18 protein-coding genes, 2 pseudogenes and 2 riboswitches are annotated in these 20,936 nt (G+C 44.0%); of the genes and pseudogenes, 11 read left to right on the forward strand and 9 right to left on the reverse strand.

Annotated elements, in window-relative coordinates; all coding sequences use genetic code 11:
- Window positions 1–179: 179 nt before the first annotated feature.
- Window positions 180–1,391 (reverse strand): helix-turn-helix domain-containing protein, encoded by a 1,212-nt coding sequence (locus ACFQNG_RS18390; protein WP_379867359.1) that lies wholly within the window; start codon window positions 1,389–1,391, stop codon window positions 180–182.
- 317 nt (window positions 1,392–1,708) lie between these two features.
- On the opposite strand from ACFQNG_RS18390, the gene ACFQNG_RS18395 reads away from it, so the two are divergent.
- From ACFQNG_RS18395 to ACFQNG_RS18440, 10 genes and pseudogenes are all read left to right on the forward strand, one after another.
- Window positions 1,709–2,017 carry a hypothetical protein gene (locus tag ACFQNG_RS18395; RefSeq protein WP_379867361.1) on the forward strand — a complete coding sequence of 103 codons (309 nt, stop codon included), beginning with the start codon at window positions 1,709–1,711 and terminating at the stop codon, window positions 2,015–2,017.
- Between the two features lie 387 nt (window positions 2,018–2,404).
- Window positions 2,405–2,623, forward strand: a complete 219-nt coding sequence (locus ACFQNG_RS18400; protein ID WP_379867363.1) for a hypothetical protein — start codon at window positions 2,405–2,407, stop codon at window positions 2,621–2,623.
- A 532-nt stretch (window positions 2,624–3,155) separates the two neighbouring features.
- Window positions 3,156–3,521, forward strand: a complete 366-nt coding sequence (locus tag ACFQNG_RS18405) for a hypothetical protein (protein ID WP_379867365.1) — start codon at window positions 3,156–3,158, stop codon at window positions 3,519–3,521.
- Entirely contained in the window at window positions 3,521–4,579 is a 1,059-nt protein-coding gene (locus ACFQNG_RS18410; protein ID WP_379867366.1) for a Rossmann-fold NAD(P)-binding domain-containing protein, read from the forward strand. Before ACFQNG_RS18405 ends, ACFQNG_RS18410 begins: the two co-directional genes overlap by 1 nt.
- A complete protein-coding gene (locus ACFQNG_RS18415; RefSeq protein ID WP_379867367.1) occupies window positions 4,572–5,405 on the forward strand; it encodes a class I SAM-dependent methyltransferase in 834 nt (277 codons plus the stop codon). Before ACFQNG_RS18410 ends, ACFQNG_RS18415 begins: the two co-directional genes overlap by 8 nt.
- A complete protein-coding gene (locus tag ACFQNG_RS18420) occupies window positions 5,402–6,151 on the forward strand; it encodes a hypothetical protein (protein ID WP_379867369.1) in 750 nt (249 codons plus the stop codon). Before ACFQNG_RS18415 ends, ACFQNG_RS18420 begins: the two co-directional genes overlap by 4 nt.
- A 26-nt stretch (window positions 6,152–6,177) precedes the next feature.
- Window positions 6,178–7,272 carry a hypothetical protein gene (locus ACFQNG_RS18425; RefSeq protein WP_379867371.1) on the forward strand — a complete coding sequence of 365 codons (1,095 nt, stop codon included), beginning with the start codon at window positions 6,178–6,180 and terminating at the stop codon, window positions 7,270–7,272.
- Between the two features lie 11 nt (window positions 7,273–7,283).
- The gene (locus tag ACFQNG_RS18430; RefSeq protein ID WP_379867373.1) at window positions 7,284–7,763 is read left to right on the forward strand and encodes a hypothetical protein; all 480 of its coding nucleotides are present in this window, start codon (window positions 7,284–7,286) and stop codon (window positions 7,761–7,763) included.
- Window positions 7,756–8,568 (forward strand): DNA glycosylase AlkZ-like family protein, encoded by an 813-nt coding sequence (locus ACFQNG_RS18435; protein WP_379867374.1) that lies wholly within the window; start codon window positions 7,756–7,758, stop codon window positions 8,566–8,568. Before ACFQNG_RS18430 ends, ACFQNG_RS18435 begins: the two co-directional genes overlap by 8 nt.
- Before the next feature lie 311 nt (window positions 8,569–8,879).
- A pseudogene (locus tag ACFQNG_RS18440) lies at window positions 8,880–9,773 on the forward strand (phosphotransferase enzyme family protein); the annotation flags it as partial.
- Between the two features lie 88 nt (window positions 9,774–9,861).
- On the opposite strand, the gene ACFQNG_RS18445 reads toward ACFQNG_RS18440, so the two are convergent.
- The 7 genes from ACFQNG_RS18445 to ACFQNG_RS18475 form a co-directional block, all read right to left on the reverse strand.
- On the reverse strand, window positions 9,862–10,158 hold the full coding sequence (locus tag ACFQNG_RS18445) for a hypothetical protein (protein ID WP_379867376.1): 297 nt from the start codon (window positions 10,156–10,158) through the stop codon (window positions 9,862–9,864).
- A gap of 217 nt (window positions 10,159–10,375) precedes the next feature.
- On the reverse strand, window positions 10,376–11,512 hold the full coding sequence (kdpDN, locus tag ACFQNG_RS18450; RefSeq protein WP_379867396.1) for a KdpD-like non-kinase potassium sensor: 1,137 nt from the start codon (window positions 11,510–11,512) through the stop codon (window positions 10,376–10,378).
- Between the two features lie 5 nt (window positions 11,513–11,517).
- Window positions 11,518–12,084: a potassium-transporting ATPase subunit KdpC gene (gene kdpC, locus ACFQNG_RS18455; protein WP_379867378.1), complete on the reverse strand. Its 567-nt coding sequence runs from the start codon at window positions 12,082–12,084 to the stop codon at window positions 11,518–11,520.
- Window positions 12,085–12,106: 22 nt separating this feature from the next.
- Window positions 12,107–14,143, reverse strand: a complete 2,037-nt coding sequence (kdpB, locus tag ACFQNG_RS18460) for a potassium-transporting ATPase subunit KdpB (protein WP_379867380.1) — start codon at window positions 14,141–14,143, stop codon at window positions 12,107–12,109.
- An 18-nt stretch (window positions 14,144–14,161) separates the two neighbouring features.
- Complete coding sequence (gene kdpA / locus ACFQNG_RS18465) at window positions 14,162–15,847, reverse strand: potassium-transporting ATPase subunit KdpA (RefSeq protein WP_379867382.1); 1,686 nt, start codon at window positions 15,845–15,847, stop codon at window positions 14,162–14,164.
- A gap of 23 nt (window positions 15,848–15,870) precedes the next feature.
- The gene (gene kdpF / locus ACFQNG_RS18470; protein ID WP_379867397.1) at window positions 15,871–15,951 is read right to left on the reverse strand and encodes a K(+)-transporting ATPase subunit F; all 81 of its coding nucleotides are present in this window, start codon (window positions 15,949–15,951) and stop codon (window positions 15,871–15,873) included.
- Window positions 15,952–16,156: 205 nt separating this feature from the next.
- Window positions 16,157–16,492 (reverse strand): Na-translocating system protein MpsC family protein, encoded by a 336-nt coding sequence (locus ACFQNG_RS18475; protein WP_379867384.1) that lies wholly within the window; start codon window positions 16,490–16,492, stop codon window positions 16,157–16,159.
- A gap of 111 nt (window positions 16,493–16,603) precedes the next feature.
- A riboswitch (cyclic di-AMP (ydaO/yuaA leader) is annotated at window positions 16,604–16,776 on the reverse strand.
- A 274-nt stretch (window positions 16,777–17,050) separates the two neighbouring features.
- Window positions 17,051–17,191: riboswitch (cyclic di-AMP (ydaO/yuaA leader) on the forward strand.
- 545 nt (window positions 17,192–17,736) lie between these two features.
- Here ACFQNG_RS18475 and ppsA point away from each other — a divergent pair.
- Window positions 17,737–20,360: pseudogene (gene ppsA / locus ACFQNG_RS18480) on the forward strand (phosphoenolpyruvate synthase).
- 281 nt (window positions 20,361–20,641) lie between these two features.
- Here ppsA and ACFQNG_RS18485 read toward each other — a convergent pair.
- Window positions 20,642–20,926: a hypothetical protein gene (locus tag ACFQNG_RS18485; protein WP_379867386.1), complete on the reverse strand. Its 285-nt coding sequence runs from the start codon at window positions 20,924–20,926 to the stop codon at window positions 20,642–20,644.
- Window positions 20,927–20,936 lie beyond the last annotated feature (10 nt).

The following is a 20,936-nucleotide window of genomic DNA, read 5'->3' on the forward strand; positions in this document are numbered from 1 at the left end:
GTTATGAAAAACGGGCGGTTTATTTTTGTGCTGCCATTACCTTGATTTCCTTGATCATGTGGCTCAATTAATCATTCACCAGACACGCCCTAGTATCTTGATAAAGAATTTGAAAGCTGGCAAGTTCAACTAAAAAGGGCTCTCGGTATTAGACCGAAGGCCCCTTTATTGGAATTTATTTAGGTGGAGTAGCGAGCATCCAGCTCTTTTAATTCGTTCTTATCCTCCTCATTATCGAGGATATGTTGGAACTCTTTTACGCTCTGAACATCACTATAACCCGCTGCTTCAATCGTGTTTAATAGTCGATAAGCGCGGCTTTTCGCATGAGGAGATTTCAATAATTTGGCCTTTCGATAGAATTCTAGCCCTGCCTGTACACAATTGTCCACCTGACCTAACATGAGATATGCTCTCGCCCAATCAAGTGGAATCCACGCATCCAACCAGATATTCGCTTCCAAGGCGATCTGGCTCTTAATTTCCTCTTTCATGGCTAAGGTTTCCTTTGGCTCTCCAAGTTCTAAATAGCCATAGCTCTTTTCTGCGAGTACACCACTTAAAGAGTGGAACACAAAATCTGTTCCATCACCATAGTTAAAATTTTCAATACTTCTTGCTGTACGTAAAGCGGCTTCTATGGCTCTCTCAAACTTCACTTTCAATCCAGCACTAGCATATGTTCTTGCAAGGTAGGCGTTAGTTACGACTATAACATGTTTCGACGCTCTGAAGGATTCATCTCTTGCCATCTCAAGGTAGTCAATCGCTTCATCTTGTTTTCCCATTCGCTCTAGTTCTGTACCTATATTTAGGTAACTCATAGCCAGAGTAGCCGGATGATCAATGGCTTTCGCGATCTCATTCATTTTGCGGAATTTGTTTAGAGCATCTTCATATCGCTGTTTTTCGACATCGAGTACACCATTAAGTCTTAATACTTGGGCGTAGAGCATTTGAAAGCGTTCGTCCAGTCGTACAGGAGGAGGAGTATTCTCTTGTAAGTAATCAAAAAGCCGATTCAGATCATTGACAGCCTCTTCAACATACGGCAAAGACATAACACGACGAAGATTCCATGTACGCTTTATCAAACTCTCAGCTGTGTTCAAAGTTTCATCATACATAAAAGTTCCGCAAAAGATACTCGGGTTAAATGGGTCGTAATCAGAAAGCCCCATTTTCCAGAGTGGAATTTGTAAAATATTACACAAACGGCGAAGTGTTTGGGGATCAGTGATATTCTTTATGCCACGTTCCACTTCAGACACGTAATTCACACTTACACCGGTTCCACCGCCCGCTTGGGGCCATTTCTCAGCTAATTGTGCCTGCGTCATATTTAACTTTTCCCTAGCTTCACGAATAGTTATTCCATAATGGTAATCCATACCTACAACCTCACAATCAATCAACCTATTAGTATGAATATTATATACCTTAGTCTATTAAGTTACCAACTTTTCAGTTTGTTCTAATTTTTCATAATCTAAATCATACTATTACTAGGCTTATCGTGCATATTATATCTTCTTGTTCAAATAGTCAAGTGATCACATTTTTGGTGAAAAGTGGTGAAATTTTGCTTACAGTTCAAATTGAAGGACAGGCAAATTCAGGTCACGTCATTTATTTATGACCTACAACAAGGGTCCCCAAATTAAGATTTGGTCGTTTAGCTTAAACAAAAAAAGTAAGGAGGTAAAAAATGCTGAAAGTAAGCATTAGAGGTCAAGTAGAGCAGGTACAAACATTCTTAAGGAACATAGAAAATCAATATATTCTAGTAGATAAGGTTAAAACAGATGATAGTAGCAATGTAACTGTTTCATACGATCTTCAAGTAGCTAAAAAGCCAGAGGTTACAACAATCAACCTTTTTTACAAAATGGAGAGAACTTCCATATACCCGTTGTTCGTCACATCTATGCAGAAGTGGAAGATGGAAAGCATATTGTCAGTGGTTGGTCCCATGATGTTTTTACGGACCAAGGAAAAAGGAAATGAACAGGCATGAAGAATATGGAAAAACGAGTGTGCTGGTTCACTTGGTGGTTTAAAGACAAAGGTCCATCACAAGGAAGACATACAGGGTAGAACTTAACCGCTTAGAATCTCGGCCATTAACAATACGAGATGTGTATTGGATTTTAGAGGAGGCGTACTACGATCCCAAAGGTCACCTTCACTACCTCACATCAGAACAAACAAACCAAAGACTTGTTGAAATCGGTGTTCAACCTGACGCTCCTCCGTGGCGAAAGGATGACATAATCCTTGCAACGAAAGGAGGTGGAGCTTCATGAAACATCTCTACAGTGAACCGCCTCAGGCTTAGTTACTTGGCTCAGTGGGATGTATGTTGCTACTGTTTATTGGATTTTCCAGACTAAGGAGCTACAGGATGATTCGATTTTGGCATGACATCTTTGGAAAGAAAGTAGTCGTCATTCATGTAGAGACCCAAGAGAGAAAGGAAATCAAGATCAACTCTGAACTAATGAACACCTTTTTGGAAGCACATGATGTTTCACTAGATGAATTGAATGTTATTCATTACGATTTGGATCGTATGATGTTGTTCCAAGACAACAAAAAAAGAGAGCCAAAAGAGACTCCCTAAAAAAGATTTTGACACTGGTATTATAACACGTACGGTTGGATGGGTGGAGCTTCTGAAAGGAGAAGCTGCCTTGATTAGATTTTGGTATGACGAATCAGAACGGAATGCTTATCTTTCATGAATCAAGCGGCAAACAAAAGGAAATGAAATTCGGCAGCAAAGATTTGGCCCGCTTTTTAGAGGCTCACAATGTTACATTGCATGAATGCAAGAAAGTGAAGCGAGATAAAGATCGTTTGGGTCTGTTTAAGTGTTGGAGATTCTGGTTCAAATGATGGAGGGTACGAATGATCGGAGAAAACAAAGCACATGTACAGTTTCCTTATTATTCCGTAAACACAGATAAGGAAAATTGGGTTTAGCTGGTACAAGTGGGGCTTCCAGTGGTACTAGATTCATCTGGTAATCAAGTGCTGGAGATGGTTTGTGTTAACGGTTGTTGGGAGTTTAAGAGCGGTATAAATCAGTAGCTAAATTGGTCAGGGGCAGCGGCCGGCTCCGTTGCTTCTGGCCCAACTTGGAGGGCGATTGTATGTTTCTTTGGTCAATGTTTCTTGCTGTTGTGGGTGCATACTGTGCTTTTTGGCGTATTTGGTTTCTTTCTAAAAAAGTAAACAGCGATGTCGTAGACATCATTGATAAACATACCTGGTTGATTCAAGGAAGTGCTTATCTGGTTTTTGTTGTCATTGCTAAGACTTTTCATTTGTATACGACTGAGGATGGATTATGGGATCTATTAATGGATGCGTTTTTGTTTTCTTGGATTGCAGGGACCGCGATCTTCTTCTATCGGCTAAGAGTAAAAGTGAAAAAAATTCAGTTTGTAACGGTAGATTGGAAGTATGAATGGAGGGTTAAAAATGGAGGCTCAGAAAACCAAAAAGAGCATATCTAATGCCAGATCAAGTAAAACTGTTTTGCCAATCTGGTTATCAAGTATTCGTTGAAACGGGTGCAGGAAAAGGGTCGGGATTTTCAGATAAGGAATACCGAGAAGCTGGCGCGGAGATTGTTTCAACTTCGGAAGCTTGGTTAGCAAGTCCCTTTGTCGTCAAATTTAAGTCTCCTGGCCCTCACGAGTATGATTATTTGCATCCAGATATGCATATAGGAGCTTTTTTTCACGCGGAAGGAAATCCTGAGTTGACAAAAGTGCTTTGTGATTGTGGTTTGACAGCTTATGCTTTTGAGTTTTTTCGGACGATGGATGGCTTTTTTCCAATGTCTTTTGCGGATAGTGAGATAGCGGGTAAGATGGCTGTACTTTATGGAGCCTATCATTTGCAGAGCCATTTAGGAGGTTCGGGGGTTTTATTGAGCGATGTTGTAGGGGTGGAGCCGCCAAAGGTCGTTGTTATCGGTTATGGCACGGCGGGAGGTGCGGCCGTTCGGTTTGCTGTTGCATTAGGTTCAGAAGTCGTTGTTTTGGGAACAAATCGAGAAAAATTGCGTCGGTTTCAGGCTACTGTTCCTCCCTCTGTAAGGTGTTTGGTTAATTCACGAGAAGTTTTGGCCAGAGAATTAAATGATGCGGATCTGGTGATTGGTGCGATTCAAATTTCCACATATGATACGCCACCGATGATTGATGAAGAGCTGGTAAAAATGATGAAACCTGGTTCGATGATTGTAGATGTAACTTGCGGCTATGGAGCCGGTTATCTTCCGACATTTTCCCAGTTTACATCGTTTAACCAACCGGTATACGAACGATTTGGCGTTCTTCATTGCAAAATTGACTTGTTGCCGGCGGCAGTGCCGGCAACGACAACGAGGGCGGTAAGTCCTTTAGTTGCGCCTTATCTTCTTAATTTAGGAGAGAGCATTTTCAATACCAACTTCTTTGATGGTATTTCGGCTGCTGGGAAAATCATTGAAAATGGCAGGATCGTTCATCACGAAGTAGCAAGGCATATGGAAATGATTGATCGGGAGGAGGCCAAGCATGTCTAAACTCCCAACGATTTTAAATGCAAGAAAAATCACATATCAAGAGCGTGCACAGTTTTATGATGTTGAATACGACACTAACGTAGATCAACATTTTTTACGAAGTTTAGTGAGCCCTGATGTCCATTCCATTTTGGAGGTTCCATGTGGCACGGGCCGCAATGTTTCTTGGCTAGCGGAGACAGGGTGCTTTGTTGCAGAAGTGGATATTGAGAAGTCAATGGTTGAAATAGTAAAAGAGAAAATTAACCAATCGAATATCCAAGACCGTATGCAAGCAATTGTATCTGATATGAGGGACTTGAATTTAAAAAAGGAATTTGATTTAGTTCTTGTCCCTCAAGAAGCATTTCAATTGCTTACTAATGAACGTGATGCGATTGAGGCGCTTTTATCGTTTCGTAAGCATCTCTCAATAAATGGAACAATACTGATAGATCTGGCTACCTTTACCCCTCAATCAAAAAGCCAAATTGGGCCCAGCTATTATGATCCGGCTGTTCCTAACGGTAAGTTAGTCAAGGAATGGACAAGACAATTACCAAATGGAAAATCATTAACGCGTTCTCGTATTCAACATGAAATGCCAAGTTCCTTGTTCCTCACCTTTTTCTACGAAATTGAAGGAAACGGTGAAAAAGAAATCTGTATGGCAGACATGCTACTGAGGAAATACGACTTGGATCACTTTCTGTCATTGTGTAAGGAAACTGCATTGGAAGTGCAAGCAGTTTACGGGGATTACGATCGGGCTCCCTATACTCCAGAGTCAGAGCGAATGGTTTTACTACTAAAGAGAAAGCTGGTATTGAGAGGAGTTTCATTATGAGATCTTCGCAATGTAAAAACAAAGTGAAGGTAACTGATTTTCAGACTGTACCTTTGGCCCCTGAAAGATTGGCTTATTTTCAGGGCTATTTCAAGAACTATTACTATGATGAATTCCGCTTTGGCCAAGGAACTGAAAACATTCTTTCGGTCTTGAACGAGTGGGGACATGGGGGAGAGTGGCTTGATCTTGGTGCGGGTCCGTCCACCTTATTGTGGTCAATCCCTTTAAAGGAAGTAAAGGGGATAGCTTGCAATGACATCTCCGTAGAAGCTTTAAAAGTTCTTGATGATTTTGTTCAAAGTGATGAAGTCCCACCATGTTATCAAGAAGCCCTTAAGTTATTTGCCAAGACGGATCGGCATGTCTTGGAAATGAAGAAGAAGGTACGAAACTATCTGGTTTTTGATGCAATGAGTAATTGGCCGGCGATTGAGCACATTGGCAAATATGATTTAATTACCGAGTTCGGTACATTTGGGTTGGCTCAAACACCTGAAAAGTTTATAAATTGTTTTGAGCTTCTCAAGAGCTATTTGAAACCTGGAGGTAGGGTTATCGGTGCAAACTGGACCAGAAGTGCTCATTTAATTGGAAAAGAAGGCCATGACAATTCTTACTTGAACCTGAAGCTAATTGATTACGTCGCGCATCGCTACTCGTATGACATTCTCCATTTGGAGAAAGTGGATATTGCCGATGATCCTTACTATGACTCGGTGATTGTGTTTGCATTAAGTCATTGAAAACAAATTTGATGGAGGGATTTTTAATGGGAACCTTGGCTAGTTTGGATAATGTTTTCTATCCTCCGGGAGGAATCGGATATATTATGTCGGACCTTGCTGATCTGGTTAGCAATAAAATTCAAGGAAAGAAAGAAATTATTATCAACTGCTCTGCTCAGCCAAACAGCCATCCTCATCTGGGAACGGTAACAACGATGATGACTGCGTTTGCTGTTGGTAAGTACTTAGGGGATTATTATTCATTACCGGTCAAAGTCATATTTGATCAATTGGAAAACAGCCCCGCACAAAAATTAGAGGTTGATGGTGTTGTTTACCAGAAAAGTCTCAGCGACATCATACATGATGGCCGATCTTTGGCGGATACAAATATGGAATTCTTTCGCTATATCTTTGCCGAACTATCGAAGAAAACTGGCGTCCCTCACGTTATTCGTTCGTATGAGGAATATCAAAATCTGCCTACTGTGAGAAGGATTTTACTTGGAATTTTGCAGAGTCACGATGAGTTTGCCCGGATTGTTAGCCCAAGTGATCAGAAACTACATGTACGGTTTCCTTGTCCTGTTTGTAAGTTTGCGGATAAACACGCCAAAACAAGCAAAATTAAAGATATAACTGAGGATTCGGTAACGATGGTAAGCCGTTGTTTTGAACATGGTGAACATCAAGTTACGATTCGTGAGGACAATCAAGATTTTGTTGATTTTAATGCAGCTCTACGCGATCTCATCAAGGGAGCCTTCATCATTGAAGAAGATCAAGAAAATGAGACGTTAAGCATCATGGTTGATGGTGGAGATTGGTCGGGGGTATGGGCTCTTCGCGTACATTGTGAAGGACTTCTTGAGTTGGGGTATTGGAAAATTGCGACACGCATCTTTGCGCCTGTCATCGTTGATTGGTCGGGAGCCAAGTTTTCTAAATCGCTGTATGTTAGAAAAGGGGCTTATAACTATTTGCCAAAGGGATTGATAGACTTTTCCGCCTTTTTGTCCACTTATGGAACTGAAGGATTTGATAAACTTTGGGGTGAAGTACAGGAGTGGGTTAAAAACCCAAGCAAACTTTTCCGAAACTACTCTGTTGATTATTTTCAACTCATCCTGGAGAAGTAAGGGAGATTCATATGGAAAATGAACAACTTTCCTTGGAGATCGAATCAAAGGATCAATCTGATGAAACGTTTATTGTGCTCAGTCTGAAGGAGATATACTTTGGACAAATGCTTGATGGTTACAAAAGGTACGAATATCGGCGTAAATTCGTTAACCGACCAGTGACCGCCTTCATTTATTTGGTTAGTCCGGTGAAATCCATTACTGGTATCGTTAAGTTGGGAAAACCCATTATCGGGTCCGTTCATGAGATTGCGCAGATTTGTGAAAATGAAGAACCGGGGACAGGTGCATATGAAGCAACATTAAAGTATCTTGAAGGACTTGAAAAAGGATATGCAATACCGGTTCTATCTGTCGAGAAGATTGATCCAGTTTCATTAAATGAGCTTCGGGATCGGTTTAAATTTGTAGCACCCCAGTCTTACATGATTATCAACAACAAACCAGAGTTACTTACATTTCTACAATCGAGGCGAAAAAATGGTTGAACGTATTTCACTAAACCAATTAAGAAGCTATTTTCTCAAAAAGCATCACTTAGCCCCTCATGCAAAAGCAGCGTGTGTCCAGCAGGCGTTATCGAGCCTTGTTGGGCTGCACACTGCTCGCATCTCTACTCCTTTTGTTTCACTACATACAAGGGTCGAGGGGTTTCAATCTATTGATTTACAAAAACAAATGAGATCATCTTTAATAAAACTTCGTTGTATGAGAAAAACATTGCATATCGTACCTATTAAAGTGGCTCCCATCGTGCATCAAGCAACATTGAAACAGCGCCTTCCCGTTTGCACAAGGTCTTTTAAGAAGTTAGGAGTCAATGAGCGTGATATTAACCTATGTAAAGAATATCTTATCGACCTAGTAAGGTCGAAACCATCTTCGTCAGAGGAATTGATACAAAGCATGCTTGAACAACGGTTTTTTGAACGGATAAAAAAGCAGTTATCAAATCCAATCTATTTTCTGAGGAGAATGATTAAACTCTGCTGGGAAGAAGGGACTTTCTGCTACATAAACGAAAGTGGTCATTGGACAAGGGAATCTCGAATCTATGGTTATACACCAGGTATATATCCGGAATTAAATTTGAATTCGGTAGGGAAAGAGGCGGCTGAAGCGAGGCTAATTGATTTTTATATTAAGCACTATGGACCAGTCTCATTTAAGGATATATGTTGGTGGACGGGTTTGGATGTTCGGGTTGTTCAAAAACACCTTTCTTCCAAAGGATATCAAATCGTTTTAATCGACTCATTCAATACTGAACTTTACACCTCCGCGGAAAAATAAAGAAGAACTGATTTTAACTCAACCACTTGAATCCCCAATTATTTCGATTTGTGCTTATGAGGATCCTACACTAAAAGGATATTTTGAGTCACGATGGCGTTATGCTGACTCAAAAGCTGATGAAATCTTTTTGAAAAATGGAGAAATTTCTTCCTGTATTCTTTTAAATGGTCGAGTTATTGGAAAGTGGTTATGGAACAAAAAAAACAGTCGAGTTGAATACAAGATGTTTGAACGAATTGAAAGCCGTTTGAGAGCTAAGATTGATGAACAGCTTATGATGTTAAGCCCCGGTCTATAGGGGTTGGAAAAATCTTAAGTGGATCTTGGAAACCAGTGTTGGAAAACTGTTTGCAAAACAATATTCACCTATGCGCTATTCATCGGAGCGGCTGCCTTTAATTGAATTTTCTTTGGGTATTCAAGATCAACTTAATACAAAAGGAATCCCCTGTCCAAAGCCTTATCAATGGAAAGGTCAATTTGTTTTACAAACTGATCAAGGGATTAATTATATGTTAATGGAGCATAGTGAGGGTGTTTTAGTGAAGCCTGGAGAGGTAAACAGAGAACAAATTTATGACTTGGGAAGAGTTATTGGATATATGCACTTCCTTTTAAAAGAGATACCCGTTACAGAAACATCCTGGTCGATGGATAAACAGAAAATATTGGATAGCTGGAAAGAACAATGGAAGAGAGCGCAAAAATTACAACCGTCAAGCCGTGTTATTCGGGCATTAGAAAATCAACGAAAGATTGTAGACCAGCTACAATTAGATTATTTTCAAACATGTCGTCCTCATTGGATTCATTGGGATTTGTGGGTTGATAATTTATTGTTTTCGCCTACAAAATGTTTGGCCATTTTGGATTTTGATCGTGTAAAAGTAGGTTTTTATGAATTGGACATTGCTCGTACTTTATTGTCTTGTACTTTTGATTCTTATTCGTCGCAATTGAACTTAGAAACGGTTGCTTCTTTTGTATCTGGTTATATTGAGCATCTCCCATTATCGAAAGCGGATTTAATTCGTTCTTTAAGGCTATTGTGGTGTTATGAATCTCCTAAATGGTGTTGGGCTGATGTTGAGGAGTGGAATCATGAATCAGTTCGTTTTTTTGAAGAGATATTGTGGGTAAGTGATCATTGGAATGAGCTAGAGGAAATAATGGATTTAGTGGATACGAGGGTGACGGATTAGAGCATGCTATAGTATGAAAAGAGGTCAATGTTCAACATCAATGGAAGAGGTGAGGGGGAAGTCATATGATCTTCCCCCTGATCATTTATTAACTGAAACGATTTTGTTGGGCAGCATTGGCAGTAGCTTGGGCCTGTTGCATGGATTGTTGAGCCTGTTGAAGTTGTTGCTGTGCCTGCTGTAATTGCTGTTGTTGTGCCGCGTTGGCTTGAGTAGCTTGGCTTTGTACTTGCTGTAACTGCTGTTGAGCTTGTTGCAATTGTTGTTGAGCTTGCTGTAACTGTTGTGGATTTGCACTTGTTTGTGCTTGTTGTACCGCTTGCTGTGCTTGCTGAGCAGCCTGAATTGCCTGCTGAATATGTTGCTGTTGGTTTTGTTGTGGCATAATTGCACCTCCTCAGTTTTAGATATTGGTACTTGACCGAGTATTTGAGCAAGAAGTCAGGATTATGTACTTCCTAAATGCCAATACCTATATGCAAACGCACTTACTATACTCTCCGTGGGCGGAGGAACGTCAAATACCACGAAAAGAGGACTCGACGACATAATGTATTTCCAACTGCATGACCGAATTCCCCTTTTTTGTTTATGTTTTTTATTTATCTATCTGAAACAATATGCACATCTACATATTGAAGTTGTTGCATGATGACATTGACAATCGAGCCTTTCCAAATCTCTTCCCAACGGGTCCGGGCAGACATGCCCATGATGATTTGCGTAATTTTATACTGACGGCATACATCTACAATCTCTTGCGCCACTTTTCTGGATTTGGCCTCTTTCACTATAAATTCAGCTTTGAACTGTTCGGCAAGTCTTCTCCATTCTTCAATGGCTTTGGGATCATGCTCTTGTTTTGGTTGAATATGAAGGATGTAAAGAGCGGCGTTTAAACGGTTGGCCATACGGCTCCCTTTTCGAATCAGCTTTTCAGCGTTGGGCCGATAGTTAACGCAAACGAGAATTTTCTCGTGAACCCCGGTGGGCTCTTCAATTCCGCTTTCAGCACGCTCTTTTTCCAAACGCAAATCGATGTCATCGGCTACTTCTCGAAGCGCCAGCTCACGTAAAGCAACCAAATTCCCACGCCGAAAAAAATGGTTGAGAGCCTGTTGGATTTTTTCCTTACTGTATACTTTTCCTTCTTTGATTCGCTCTCGAAGCGTTTCAGGAGTGACGTCGACCACTTCTACCTCGTCTGCTTGGCTGAGCATAAAGTCGGGAACTCGCTCATTGACTTGAACTCCTGTAATTTGTTGAACAATATCCCGCAAACTTTCTAAATGTTGAATGTTGACAGCAGACCACACATGAATGCCGGCATCTAAGATTTCCAGTACATCCTGATACCTTTTCTTATTCTTCGAACCGGGAACGTTCGTATGGGCCAGTTCATCTACGATCACAACGTCCGGATTGCGCTTGATGATGGCATCAAGATCCATTTCCCATAGCTCTTTGCCTTTGTAGATGATCTTTTTCTTCGGAATGATTTCCAGATTCTTAATTTCCGCTTCTGTAGTCGCGCGTCCATGGGTCTCGACAAGGCCGATAACAATGTCTGTTCCTTTTTCCTTCAATTCATGGGCGTCTCTTAACATATGAAAAGTTTTACCAACACCGGGAGCCGCCCCAATATAAATTTTGAGGCGGCCCTTTTTCATTTTCTCGATCTTCGCTAAAATTTCTTCCGGACTTAGTCGTTTATATGTTTTACCGTTACTGTTTTCCATTCTATTCACGCCTTGGCTTGAATCAGCTTTTGCAGATCCATGTTTAATTTTAATACATTGACTCGGGGCTCTCCGAAGATACCCAGTGCCCTTCCCTCAATATGCTTATTCACCAGTTGTTCCAGTTCCTGTTCGGATAAACCAGTCGCTTTGGCCACGGCTGGAATTTGGAAGCTGGCTGCGGCAGGACTAATATGCGGATCAAGTCCTGAACCAGAGTTCGTAATCAAGTCCAACGGGATATCATCCACTGATTTCCCCGGATGTTGTTTTAACCACTCTTTTGCCGCTTGTTCTGTGCGTTTGATCATCTCATTGTTTGAAGGGGCGTAGTTGGGCGTCCCAGAAGCGGCCGCATCATAGTTGATGGAAGAAATGCGACCGTGGAAATAACGGGGACTGGTAAAGGATTGCCCGATCAGTTCCGAACCGATTGCTTGGTTTTTCTCATTGTACACCACACTGCCATTGGCCTGATGGGGGAATAGCACTTGGGAGATACCCGTCATCACGAGCGGGTATCCCAAGCCAAAGATGGTGATCATGACAATCGCTAAACGAATGGCATTCATGGGTTGGTTCCTCCTCTGAATTTTATACAAATAAGCCGACAAACAGGTCGATCAACTTGATCCCAATAAATGGCGCGATCACACCACCCAAGCCGTAAATGAGCAAGTTGCGGCGAAGCAATTGGACGGCCGGCATCGGCTTGTAAGCAATCCCCTTCATCGCGAGCGGGATCAACAGGGGGATAATGATGGCGTTAAAGATCAAAGCAGATAAAATTGCGCTCGTTGGCGAATCCAACCGCATGAAGTTGAGGGCTTCCATCTGCGGGATGGCCACGGTAAACATGGCGGGCAAGATCGCGAAGTATTTGGCAATATCGTTGGCGATGCTGAAAGTGGTCAGAGCTCCACGCGTCATCAGTAGCTGCTTCCCGATGGAGACGACCTCAATGATCTTAGTTGGATCGGAATCGAGGTCGACCATGTTGGCCGCTTCCTTGGCGGCGACGGTTCCGCTATTCATCGCCAATCCCACATCCGCTTGCGCCAGGGCGGGCGCATCGTTCGTGCCATCGCCCGTCATGGCGACCAATTTCCCTTGCGCCTGTTCTTCGCGGATCACCCGGATTTTATCTTCCGGCTTCGACTCGGCGATAAAGTCGTCCACACCCGCTTCTTTGGCGATGGTGGCGGCGGTTAACGGGTTGTCCCCCGTGCACATGATCGTTTTGATCCCCATTTTGCGCAGTTCATCAAATCTTTCTCTCATGCCCGGTTTGACCGTGTCTTTTAAGTAAATGATGCCGATGATCTCATTTCCCACCGATACGGCAAGTGGCGTCCCGCCCTGTCCGGCAATGTTTTCGCTTTTCTCCTTCAGATCAGCCGGCACTTGTCCTCCCAACTTTTGAACGAATTGCTGAATCGCATCCACGGCCCCTTTGCGGTAAGAGATGCCATTCACATCCATTCCGCTCATCCGCGTTTCGGCTGCAAAGGGGATGAATTCCGAAGACTCATACGGTCCGGGATCTACCGTAAAACCTTGGTTTTTGGCCAATTCCAAAACGGAACGACCTTCCGGTGTTTCGTCTTTAAGGGACGAAAGAACAGCGGCTTCCCGCGCTTCTGCCTCCGTGTGGGAGCCGACCGGGATGAATTGTGCGGCCATCCGGTTCCCAAAGGTGATGGTGCCCGTCTTGTCCAAAATCATCGTATTGATGTCGCCTGCCGCTTCCACTGCTTTACCGGACATCGCCAACACATTAAACCGGGTGACGCGATCCATGCCGGCGATCCCGATAGCTGAAAGCAAGCCGCCAATGGTTGTAGGAATTAAGCAAACCAAGAGCGCGATGAGGGTGGCGATTTGCAGTTTCACCCCGACGTAACCGGCAATCGGCAACAGGGTGACGACCACCATTAAGAAAATCAAGGTCAATGTGATGAGCAAAGTATTCAAGGCCAGCTCATTCGGCGTTTTTTGGCGCGCAGCCCCTTCCACCAAGGAGATCATTTTATCCAAGAAAGATTCCCCCGGATCAGCGGTGATCTTTACCTTAATGGAATCGCTGACGACTTTGGTTCCCCCCGTAACGGAGCTGAAATCGCCGCCCGCTTCCTTGATGACGGGTGCCGATTCACCCGTGATGGCCGATTCGTCGATAGAGGCCAATCCTTCAATAATCTCACCGTCTCCAGGAACGAGATCGCCGGTTTCCACCAATACGATATCGCCTTTACGTAACTGAGTGGAGGAAACCTCTTCGATGGCGCCTTTATCGTTAAGCCGTTTGGCAACGGTATCCGCTTTGGTCTTTTTGAGCGAATCTGCTTGCGCTTTTCCTCTTCCCTCAGCAAGCGCTTCAGCAAAGTTGGCGAACAGAAGCGTAAACAATAAGATGACAAAAACCGTTACAGTGTAGCCCAGTTGATTTTGCACTCCAAAATAACTGGGCATCAAAATCATCAATAACGTGATGAATGCGCCCACTTCCACCACGAACATGACGGGATTGCGCATCATGATCAGCGGATTTAATTTTTTAACACTGTCAATCAGGGCCTGTCTCACGATCGGGCCTTGAAACAGCGATGGATTTTTCGCTTGTGTTTTCATCCTCTATTCTCTTCCTTTCTAACGAATGGATAGGAATTCAGCGATCGGTCCCAAGACGAGCACAGGGAAGAAAGTGAGTGCCCCGATGATGAGTACCGTGCCAAGCAAAATCGCCCCAAACGTGGTGTTGTCCGTGCGGAATGTCCCGATCGTCTCGGGCACCGGTTGTTTTTGCGTGAGCGAACCGGCGACAGCCAGCAGAGCGATGATGGAAATATACCGACCCAATAACATGACCAGTCCGGTTGAGATGTTCCAGAATGGCGTGTTGTCCCCCAACCCTTCAAACCCGGAGCCGTTGTTGGCCGCGGAGGAAGTGAACTCGTAAATCACTTGTGAGATGCCATGGAAGCCGGGATTGCTGATCGCGTCCGTCCCCAAGGGAGTCATGAAAGCAATCGCCGATGGAACCAAGATAATGAGCGGATGGACCAACAAAGCGATCACGATCAATTTCATTTCACGGGGTTCGATTTTGCGGCCCAAGAATTCAGGTGTCCGTCCGACCATCAAGCCTGCAAGGAAGACGGCTAAGATTGCATACATCAACATGTTGACAAAGCCAACCCCTTCACCGCCAAACACGTTGTTCAGCATCATCAGCGACAAGGGAACCAACCCGCCAATCGGGGTGAGCGTATCGTGCATGTTGTTGACTGTCCCGGTGGTGGCCGCTGTGGTTACAGTAGTAAATAAGCTGGACAGCGGAATGCCGAAGCGCACTTCTTTCCCTTCCATGCTTCCTTGTGCTGTGGAGAATCCTAGCTTATTCAGTGCGGGGTTTCCAGCCTGTTCCGCGCAATAAACCACTGCGAGCAATACAAGAAATATGGCCAGTATGGTTCCAAAAAGCACCCAACCCTGCTTGCGGTTTTTCACCATCCGTCCATAAGCGAAGGGGAGGGCGGCCGGGATGCACCACATGGATAAGATCTCCAAAACGGTGGAGAGCGCATTGGGATTTTCAAAGGGATGAGCTGAGTTTACCCCGAAGAACCCACCGCCATTGGTACCCAAGTGCTTAATCGATTCCAGCGAGGCAACGGGTCCCAAGGCGAGTGTTTGCGTTTTCCCTTCCAATGTCGTCACCGTTGTGCTGGAGTCCAATGTTTGCGGTACGCCCAAGGCGACGAGCAACAAGGTGACGATGATGGCCAGTGGGAGCAATACCCGAACATTGGCCCTGACATAATCCCGGTAAAAGTTACCAATGGTTTTTCCCTTGGTAGCTAGTGCGCGAATGATGGCCATGGCCACCGCCAAACCCGTAGCGGCAGAGGTAAACATCATCATGGTGATGAAGATCATTTGGGATAAGATCGATAAGCCGGACTCGCCGCTGTAATGTTGCAAGTTGGTGTTGGTCATAAAGCTGACGACGGTGTTAAAAGATAACGTGGGTTCCATATTGTCAATTTTGCCTGGATTGAGAGGCAAGAACGTTTGCAACCGCAATACAAGATAGGAGATGCCAAGCAAGGTCGCGTTGGCAAAAAGCAAGGTGAGGGCATACTTTTGCCAACCCGTTTCATCCACATTTTTTATCCCGCCTACGCGGTAGATGAAATTTTCAACTGGTGAAAAGAAGCGGTCCAACTTGGTTTTCTCTCTAGAAAAAGCGAGAAACAAATATTTCCCGAGCGGGATCGCAATCATGAATAACAAGAGAAGAACGATCAAAAACTGGAGAATGGCGTTTCCCATTGACTAAAGCCTCCTGGTTTTTATTAGAATTTTTCTGGATTGATTAAGGCATATACCAAATACACAAAGACGGCCAACGTCACCGCACCGATCAACCAAGCCACTATTGTTCACCCCCTCCTTCCATCCAGTTGCACCAGTGCGCAAAGCCATAAAAGAGCGCAAACGAGGCGATTAACAAAACAACCATTGCGATATCAAGCATGGTGATCTCTCCTTTTTTAATTAGAATGTGCAACAAAGGGCATTTTTACCAATTTGCCAGACCGAATTTAAAAGGAATATAGAAGCAACAGAATATGAAAAGGCTTATTCTGTTGCTTCATCAAGGATATAAACGAGGCGTATTTTTTCATCAAAAGGATGAAAGTCAAAAGCCAATAATTGAATCCGGGTATGCAGGATCTGTTCCAGTTCGCATTCCAGCCTTTCTTGACCCTGTTCAAACAGCTTGCGGCGGATTTCCCTTACATGGGTCCCTTTTAGGTCGAATTGAAGCACATTTTGTTCCAATGTTGTCAAGATTCCGTTTAGTTCGATGATGAGTAAGTCGTCTGAGTGCAGCGAAACCCTGACATGCTTTGCTGATTTCCCTGTCATCCTTTTTTGGTGTGTTCGAAATAGGTTAACAAGCTCTCTCTTCATCCCCCTCACGATTTGCCCATACGCATCCCCAAATGATGGTTGAACCAAGCGGTTTTTAAGCATTAAAAAACCAACAGGTGGTTATCCTGTTGGTTTTTGCGCAACAAAAATAACCCCCCCCTCATCACGCTTACGAGGTTAGCTGTCGGATTCGGGTGTTGAGAGTCACCCTACTCATGCCGGTGTCTACGAACCTTGCATGAGATTCACCCCATGTGGAAGAAATCATTCGCCTCCACGATTGGTTCCCCCGTTCCATGACCAGGATTCAGCGATCATTGGGATTGCATTTCGTATGAAGTTGAAGTTATCTTACTCCTTTGGAAAACAAATGTAAATCTTTGATTTAACCTAATTAAGGTCGATTTTGGTAAGTCAAAGAAAATGTAAGCGCTTAAATCGAGTTGTTTCTTATCCAATCTCTTATTTTCATTGGCTTGATAGGCTAGTTATTTTCTTGCCTTAATAACGAATTAATCTCAAAAATAAAATGTTCTTTTGAGAAAAATAGCTTAAAAATATGCTTGTGTAGGAGTAAGATATGTTTAAAAGTAAATCATGGTCTATTCGCTGAATCCGTCATGGAGCGGGGGAACCAACATTGTGGCGTCAAGCCACTTGGGGTGAATCCATCTAGGAAGGGCTACTCTTGAGGCCCGAACCCGACAGCTAACCTCGTAAGCGTTTTGGGAGGGTGAACCAATGGTGATTTTTCGGAACACTGGGTAACCCCGGTGGTTTTTTATGCCTTTTTACAGGATGATTCACTATTTAAGATGTAAAAAGGGAGAAATGCATGAAAGAGATACCAGTGAGATCAATGCCTATCCTGTTTAAAGACGGTAGGAACATACAGGGAGCGGGATTGCAACGGAATTTTTCCCTGCGCCATTTAACGATGATATCCATTAGCGGGAGTATCGGTACGGGGTTGTTTTGTCAGCGGAAGTTCGATCCATACGGTGGGACCGAGTGGGGCGTTGGTTGCGTATGCCTTGATTGCAGCGCGGTCTCATCAAGTCAGAAATAGATACCGACCTGGTCGTTGATATGATTTATACACTTGCCATGCAGTTAGTGAAGGAATATTACCGGACCGGATCGGACGAGAATATGCTTAAAAAGGCTAGCGATATCCTCAAAATCATTAAGGAAGGAATCGCAAGTGTTTAAGGTAAAAACCTGGGATAACTATCTCCAAAGAAATAAGAGAAGCTTGAATTTATTATAGAGGGGATATATGTATGACTTCATATGTGCTTGGTTTTCAGGAGATCGACAAAACAAAGCTCATGGCAGTCGGGGGAAAGGGTTTAAACTTGGGGGAACTATCAAGGATTGAGGAAATACGGGTACCAGAGGGTTTTTGTGTCACCACCGAGGCTTATAAAAGAACCATCGGACGTAACAGAGAGTTTAACGCATTACTGGATCAACTCGCACTGCTAAGAGTGGAAGACAGGGAAGAAATCAGTAAAATCAGCAGAAAGATTCGCAGGGTTGTCGAAGAAGTGGAAATCGACCCGGACATCGAAGAAGAGATCATTCGTTATCTCTCAGAGCTTGGCGAGAGGCAGGCTTATGCCGTACGTTCCAGTGCCACGGCCGAGGATTTATCACTTGCTTCCTTTGCGGGCCAGCAGGATACGTATTTGAACATCATGGGAAAAGAGGAGATCCTGCAACATATCAGCAAGTGCTGGGCTTCACTGTTTACAGACCGGGCGGTGATCTACCGCATACAAAATGGATTCGACCACCGCAAGGTCTATTTATCTGTCGTGATCCAGCGGATGATTTTCCCACAGGCTTCAGGGATTTTGTTTACGGCCGATCCCGTCACCTCCAACCGGAAGGTGCTGTCAATCGATGTAAGCTTTGGGCTTGGCGAAGCGCTTGTCTCCGGCTTGGTGAATGCAGATAACTATAAGGTGCGAGAGGGAAGAATTATTGAGAAGACAATCTCTACCAAGAAATTAGCCATTTATGCATTAAAAGAAGGCGGTACGGAGGAACGGGAGGTCGAGCCCGATCGTCAGAATAGGCAGACGCTGACGGATGAGCAGATTTTGCAGCTGGAGCACATGGGTAGAAAGATCGAGGCCTATTTTGCCTGCCCGCAGGACATCGAATGGTGCCTTTTTGAAGATGCGTTCTATATCGTGCAGAGTCGGCCTATCACTACCTTATATCCAACACCAGATGTGAACGATGGGAAAACCCATGTGTTTATGTCATTCGGCCATCAGCAAATGATGACAGAAGCCATCAAACCATTGGGGTTGTCCTTCTTGAGGTTTTTATCTGATGATGTCCCAATGCATAAAGCCGGTGGAAGGCTGTTGTCGATCTAACGCACGACCTGGCCTCGCCCATTGGCCGAAAGATCCTACTCAGCACTATGGGCAAGAACGACCCTCTGATGCAGAACGTCATCTCCAGTTTAATGAAGCGGAAGGATTTTATGAAATCATTGCCGCGCGGCAAGAGAGTTTTCGGCTTTGGCAGAGAGGGACTATCCTGGGCACTTCCTATTCAGGCGATAAAGATCTACCTGAAAAACGACGCAGTGATCATACAAAAGCTCATCTCCCTCAACGATGCGTCTATAAGAGATCTGCAGCAAAGGATTGTAAACGTATCTGGAGATGAGCTGTTTGAATTTATTTTACAAGACCATAAGAAATTAAAAGAACTCATGTATGATTCAGTAAGCTTGGGAGCGATCATGGTTGGGATGCTTGCAGCGAACTGGATCAATAAAAAAATGGAAAAATGGTTGGGTGAAAAGAACGCGGCCGACACGCTTTCCCAATCGGTATCCAACAACGTTACATCTGAAATGGGTCTTGCGCTCTTGGATGTATCAGACGTGGTCCGGCAATATCCTGCGGTGATTGAATATTTTCATCATGCCAATGATGAGACCTTTTTTGAGGACCTAGCCAAACTGGAAGGCGGTCATGATGTCATCGACTCCATGCGGGCTTATCTTGAAAAATACGGCATGCGTTGTTCCGGGGAGATCGACATCACCCGGACTCGTTGGAGCGAACAGCCGACCGCACTCATCCCCATGATCCTCAGCAATATCAAGAATTTTGAACCCAATGCGCGCAGCATCAAATTTGAGCAGGGAAGGCTGGAAGCAGAGCAGAAGGAGCGGGATCTTTTAAGACGCTTGGAGCTATTGCCCGGTGGCAAACAAAAGGCAAAAAAGACAAAGAAGATGATCAGTGTTTTGCGCAATTTTATCGGCTATCGGGAATATCCCAAGTACGCCTTCATTAGACGTTACTACATTTATAAGCAGGCCCTGCTGAAGGAGGCCGCTGTACTGGTGCAAAAGGGCGTTATCCAGGAGAAGGAGGACATCTATTATCTATCCTTTGAGGAACTCCGGGAGGTTGTTCGCACAAACCGGCTGGATTACAGTATCATAACCGAGAGAAAAGAGGAGTACGGGGTCTATGAGAAGTTGACACCGCCGCGGCTGATGACGTCCGAGGGCGAGGTTATATTCGGCGAATACAACACCGACAATATTCCCCAAGGTGCCTTGGTGGGCATACCCGTTTCATCCGGCATTATCGAGGGCCGCGCACGTGTCGTTTTAAAGATGGAGGACGCCAACATAAAGGATGGCGATATCCTGGTAACTACATTCACTGATCCCAGCTGGACGCCGCTGTTTGTATCCGTCAAAGGCTTGGTGACGGAAGTAGGAGGGCTTATGACCCATGGATCCGTCATTGCGCGCGAATACGGTCTTCCGGCGGTTGTAGGTGTGGAAAACGCCACAAAGCTGATCAAAGACGGACAGCGGATCCGGGTGAACGGAACGGAAGGGTATATAGAAATGCTGTGACTTTTGTAGTCTCGCCATCAGATTTTCAGGAAAAATAAAATTACCGACTCCTTAACGTACAAGGAGTCGGTAATTTGTGTCTAAAATATGTCTAAACATACGATTTTCTCGAAATGATACGGTAACCCTATCGCCATCAAGCTAAGCCTTGTTAATTAAGTGAGAGTCGTTGTCTTTGTGATTAAATACCATCTGTCTCAAAAAAGTAGGCATAACAAACAAGCTTGAATTAAGCGAGAACACACAATGGGACTGTTCTCGCTCTTTGTGGTTGCCGATACCTAAGCCGTCCATTCCACCCTTTTCAATAGTCGAAACTTCATCAACGCCAGCACAAAATCGACGTAATAATCCCGGCGCACGATGACTCGGAATTCGTGGTCAACATGGGTGTAAAACAGCACATCCGTGTGCACGTCATTCTCCTCAAACATCTTCTGCACCTGTTTCATGGCATCAATTGTATCGGGGGTTCCATTGATGAATTGAATGTTGAACTCCACATCATTGCCATTGACTGTTTCTTGTATCTTTATCATGTCTTTATCATATTGGTAGAACAGCATGAGTTACGCT

Source organism: Laceyella putida, from assembly GCF_042665195.1.
GTDB classification, from domain to species: domain Bacteria; phylum Bacillota; class Bacilli; order Thermoactinomycetales; family Thermoactinomycetaceae; genus Laceyella; species Laceyella putida.

Bases quoted from the DNA above. Each gene is read 5' to 3' on its own strand.
- ACFQNG_RS18390 (WP_379867359.1), bottom strand. From the start codon at position 1,391: ATGGATTACCATTATGGAATAACTATTCGTGAAGCTAGGGAAAAGTTA.
- ACFQNG_RS18395 (WP_379867361.1), top strand. From the start codon at position 1,709: ATGCTGAAAGTAAGCATTAGAGGTCAAGTAGAGCAGGTACAAACATTC.
- ACFQNG_RS18400 (WP_379867363.1), top strand. From the start codon at position 2,405: ATGATTCGATTTTGGCATGACATCTTTGGAAAGAAAGTAGTCGTCATT.
- ACFQNG_RS18405 (WP_379867365.1), top strand. From the start codon at position 3,156: ATGTTTCTTTGGTCAATGTTTCTTGCTGTTGTGGGTGCATACTGTGCT.
- ACFQNG_RS18410 (WP_379867366.1), top strand. From the start codon at position 3,521: ATGCCAGATCAAGTAAAACTGTTTTGCCAATCTGGTTATCAAGTATTC.
- ACFQNG_RS18415 (WP_379867367.1), top strand. From the start codon at position 4,572: ATGTCTAAACTCCCAACGATTTTAAATGCAAGAAAAATCACATATCAA.
- ACFQNG_RS18420 (WP_379867369.1), top strand. From the start codon at position 5,402: ATGAGATCTTCGCAATGTAAAAACAAAGTGAAGGTAACTGATTTTCAG.
- ACFQNG_RS18425 (WP_379867371.1), top strand. From the start codon at position 6,178: ATGGGAACCTTGGCTAGTTTGGATAATGTTTTCTATCCTCCGGGAGGA.
- ACFQNG_RS18430 (WP_379867373.1), top strand. From the start codon at position 7,284: ATGGAAAATGAACAACTTTCCTTGGAGATCGAATCAAAGGATCAATCT.
- ACFQNG_RS18435 (WP_379867374.1), top strand. From the start codon at position 7,756: ATGGTTGAACGTATTTCACTAAACCAATTAAGAAGCTATTTTCTCAAA.
- ACFQNG_RS18445 (WP_379867376.1), bottom strand. From the start codon at position 10,158: ATGCCACAACAAAACCAACAGCAACATATTCAGCAGGCAATTCAGGCT.
- kdpDN (WP_379867396.1), bottom strand. From the start codon at position 11,512: ATGGAAAACAGTAACGGTAAAACATATAAACGACTAAGTCCGGAAGAA.
- kdpC (WP_379867378.1), bottom strand. From the start codon at position 12,084: ATGAATGCCATTCGTTTAGCGATTGTCATGATCACCATCTTTGGCTTG.
- kdpB (WP_379867380.1), bottom strand. From the start codon at position 14,143: ATGAAAACACAAGCGAAAAATCCATCGCTGTTTCAAGGCCCGATCGTG.
- kdpA (WP_379867382.1), bottom strand. From the start codon at position 15,847: ATGGGAAACGCCATTCTCCAGTTTTTGATCGTTCTTCTCTTGTTATTC.
- ACFQNG_RS18475 (WP_379867384.1), bottom strand. From the start codon at position 16,492: ATGAAGAGAGAGCTTGTTAACCTATTTCGAACACACCAAAAAAGGATG.
- ACFQNG_RS18485 (WP_379867386.1), bottom strand. From the start codon at position 20,926: ATGCTGTTCTACCAATATGATAAAGACATGATAAAGATACAAGAAACA.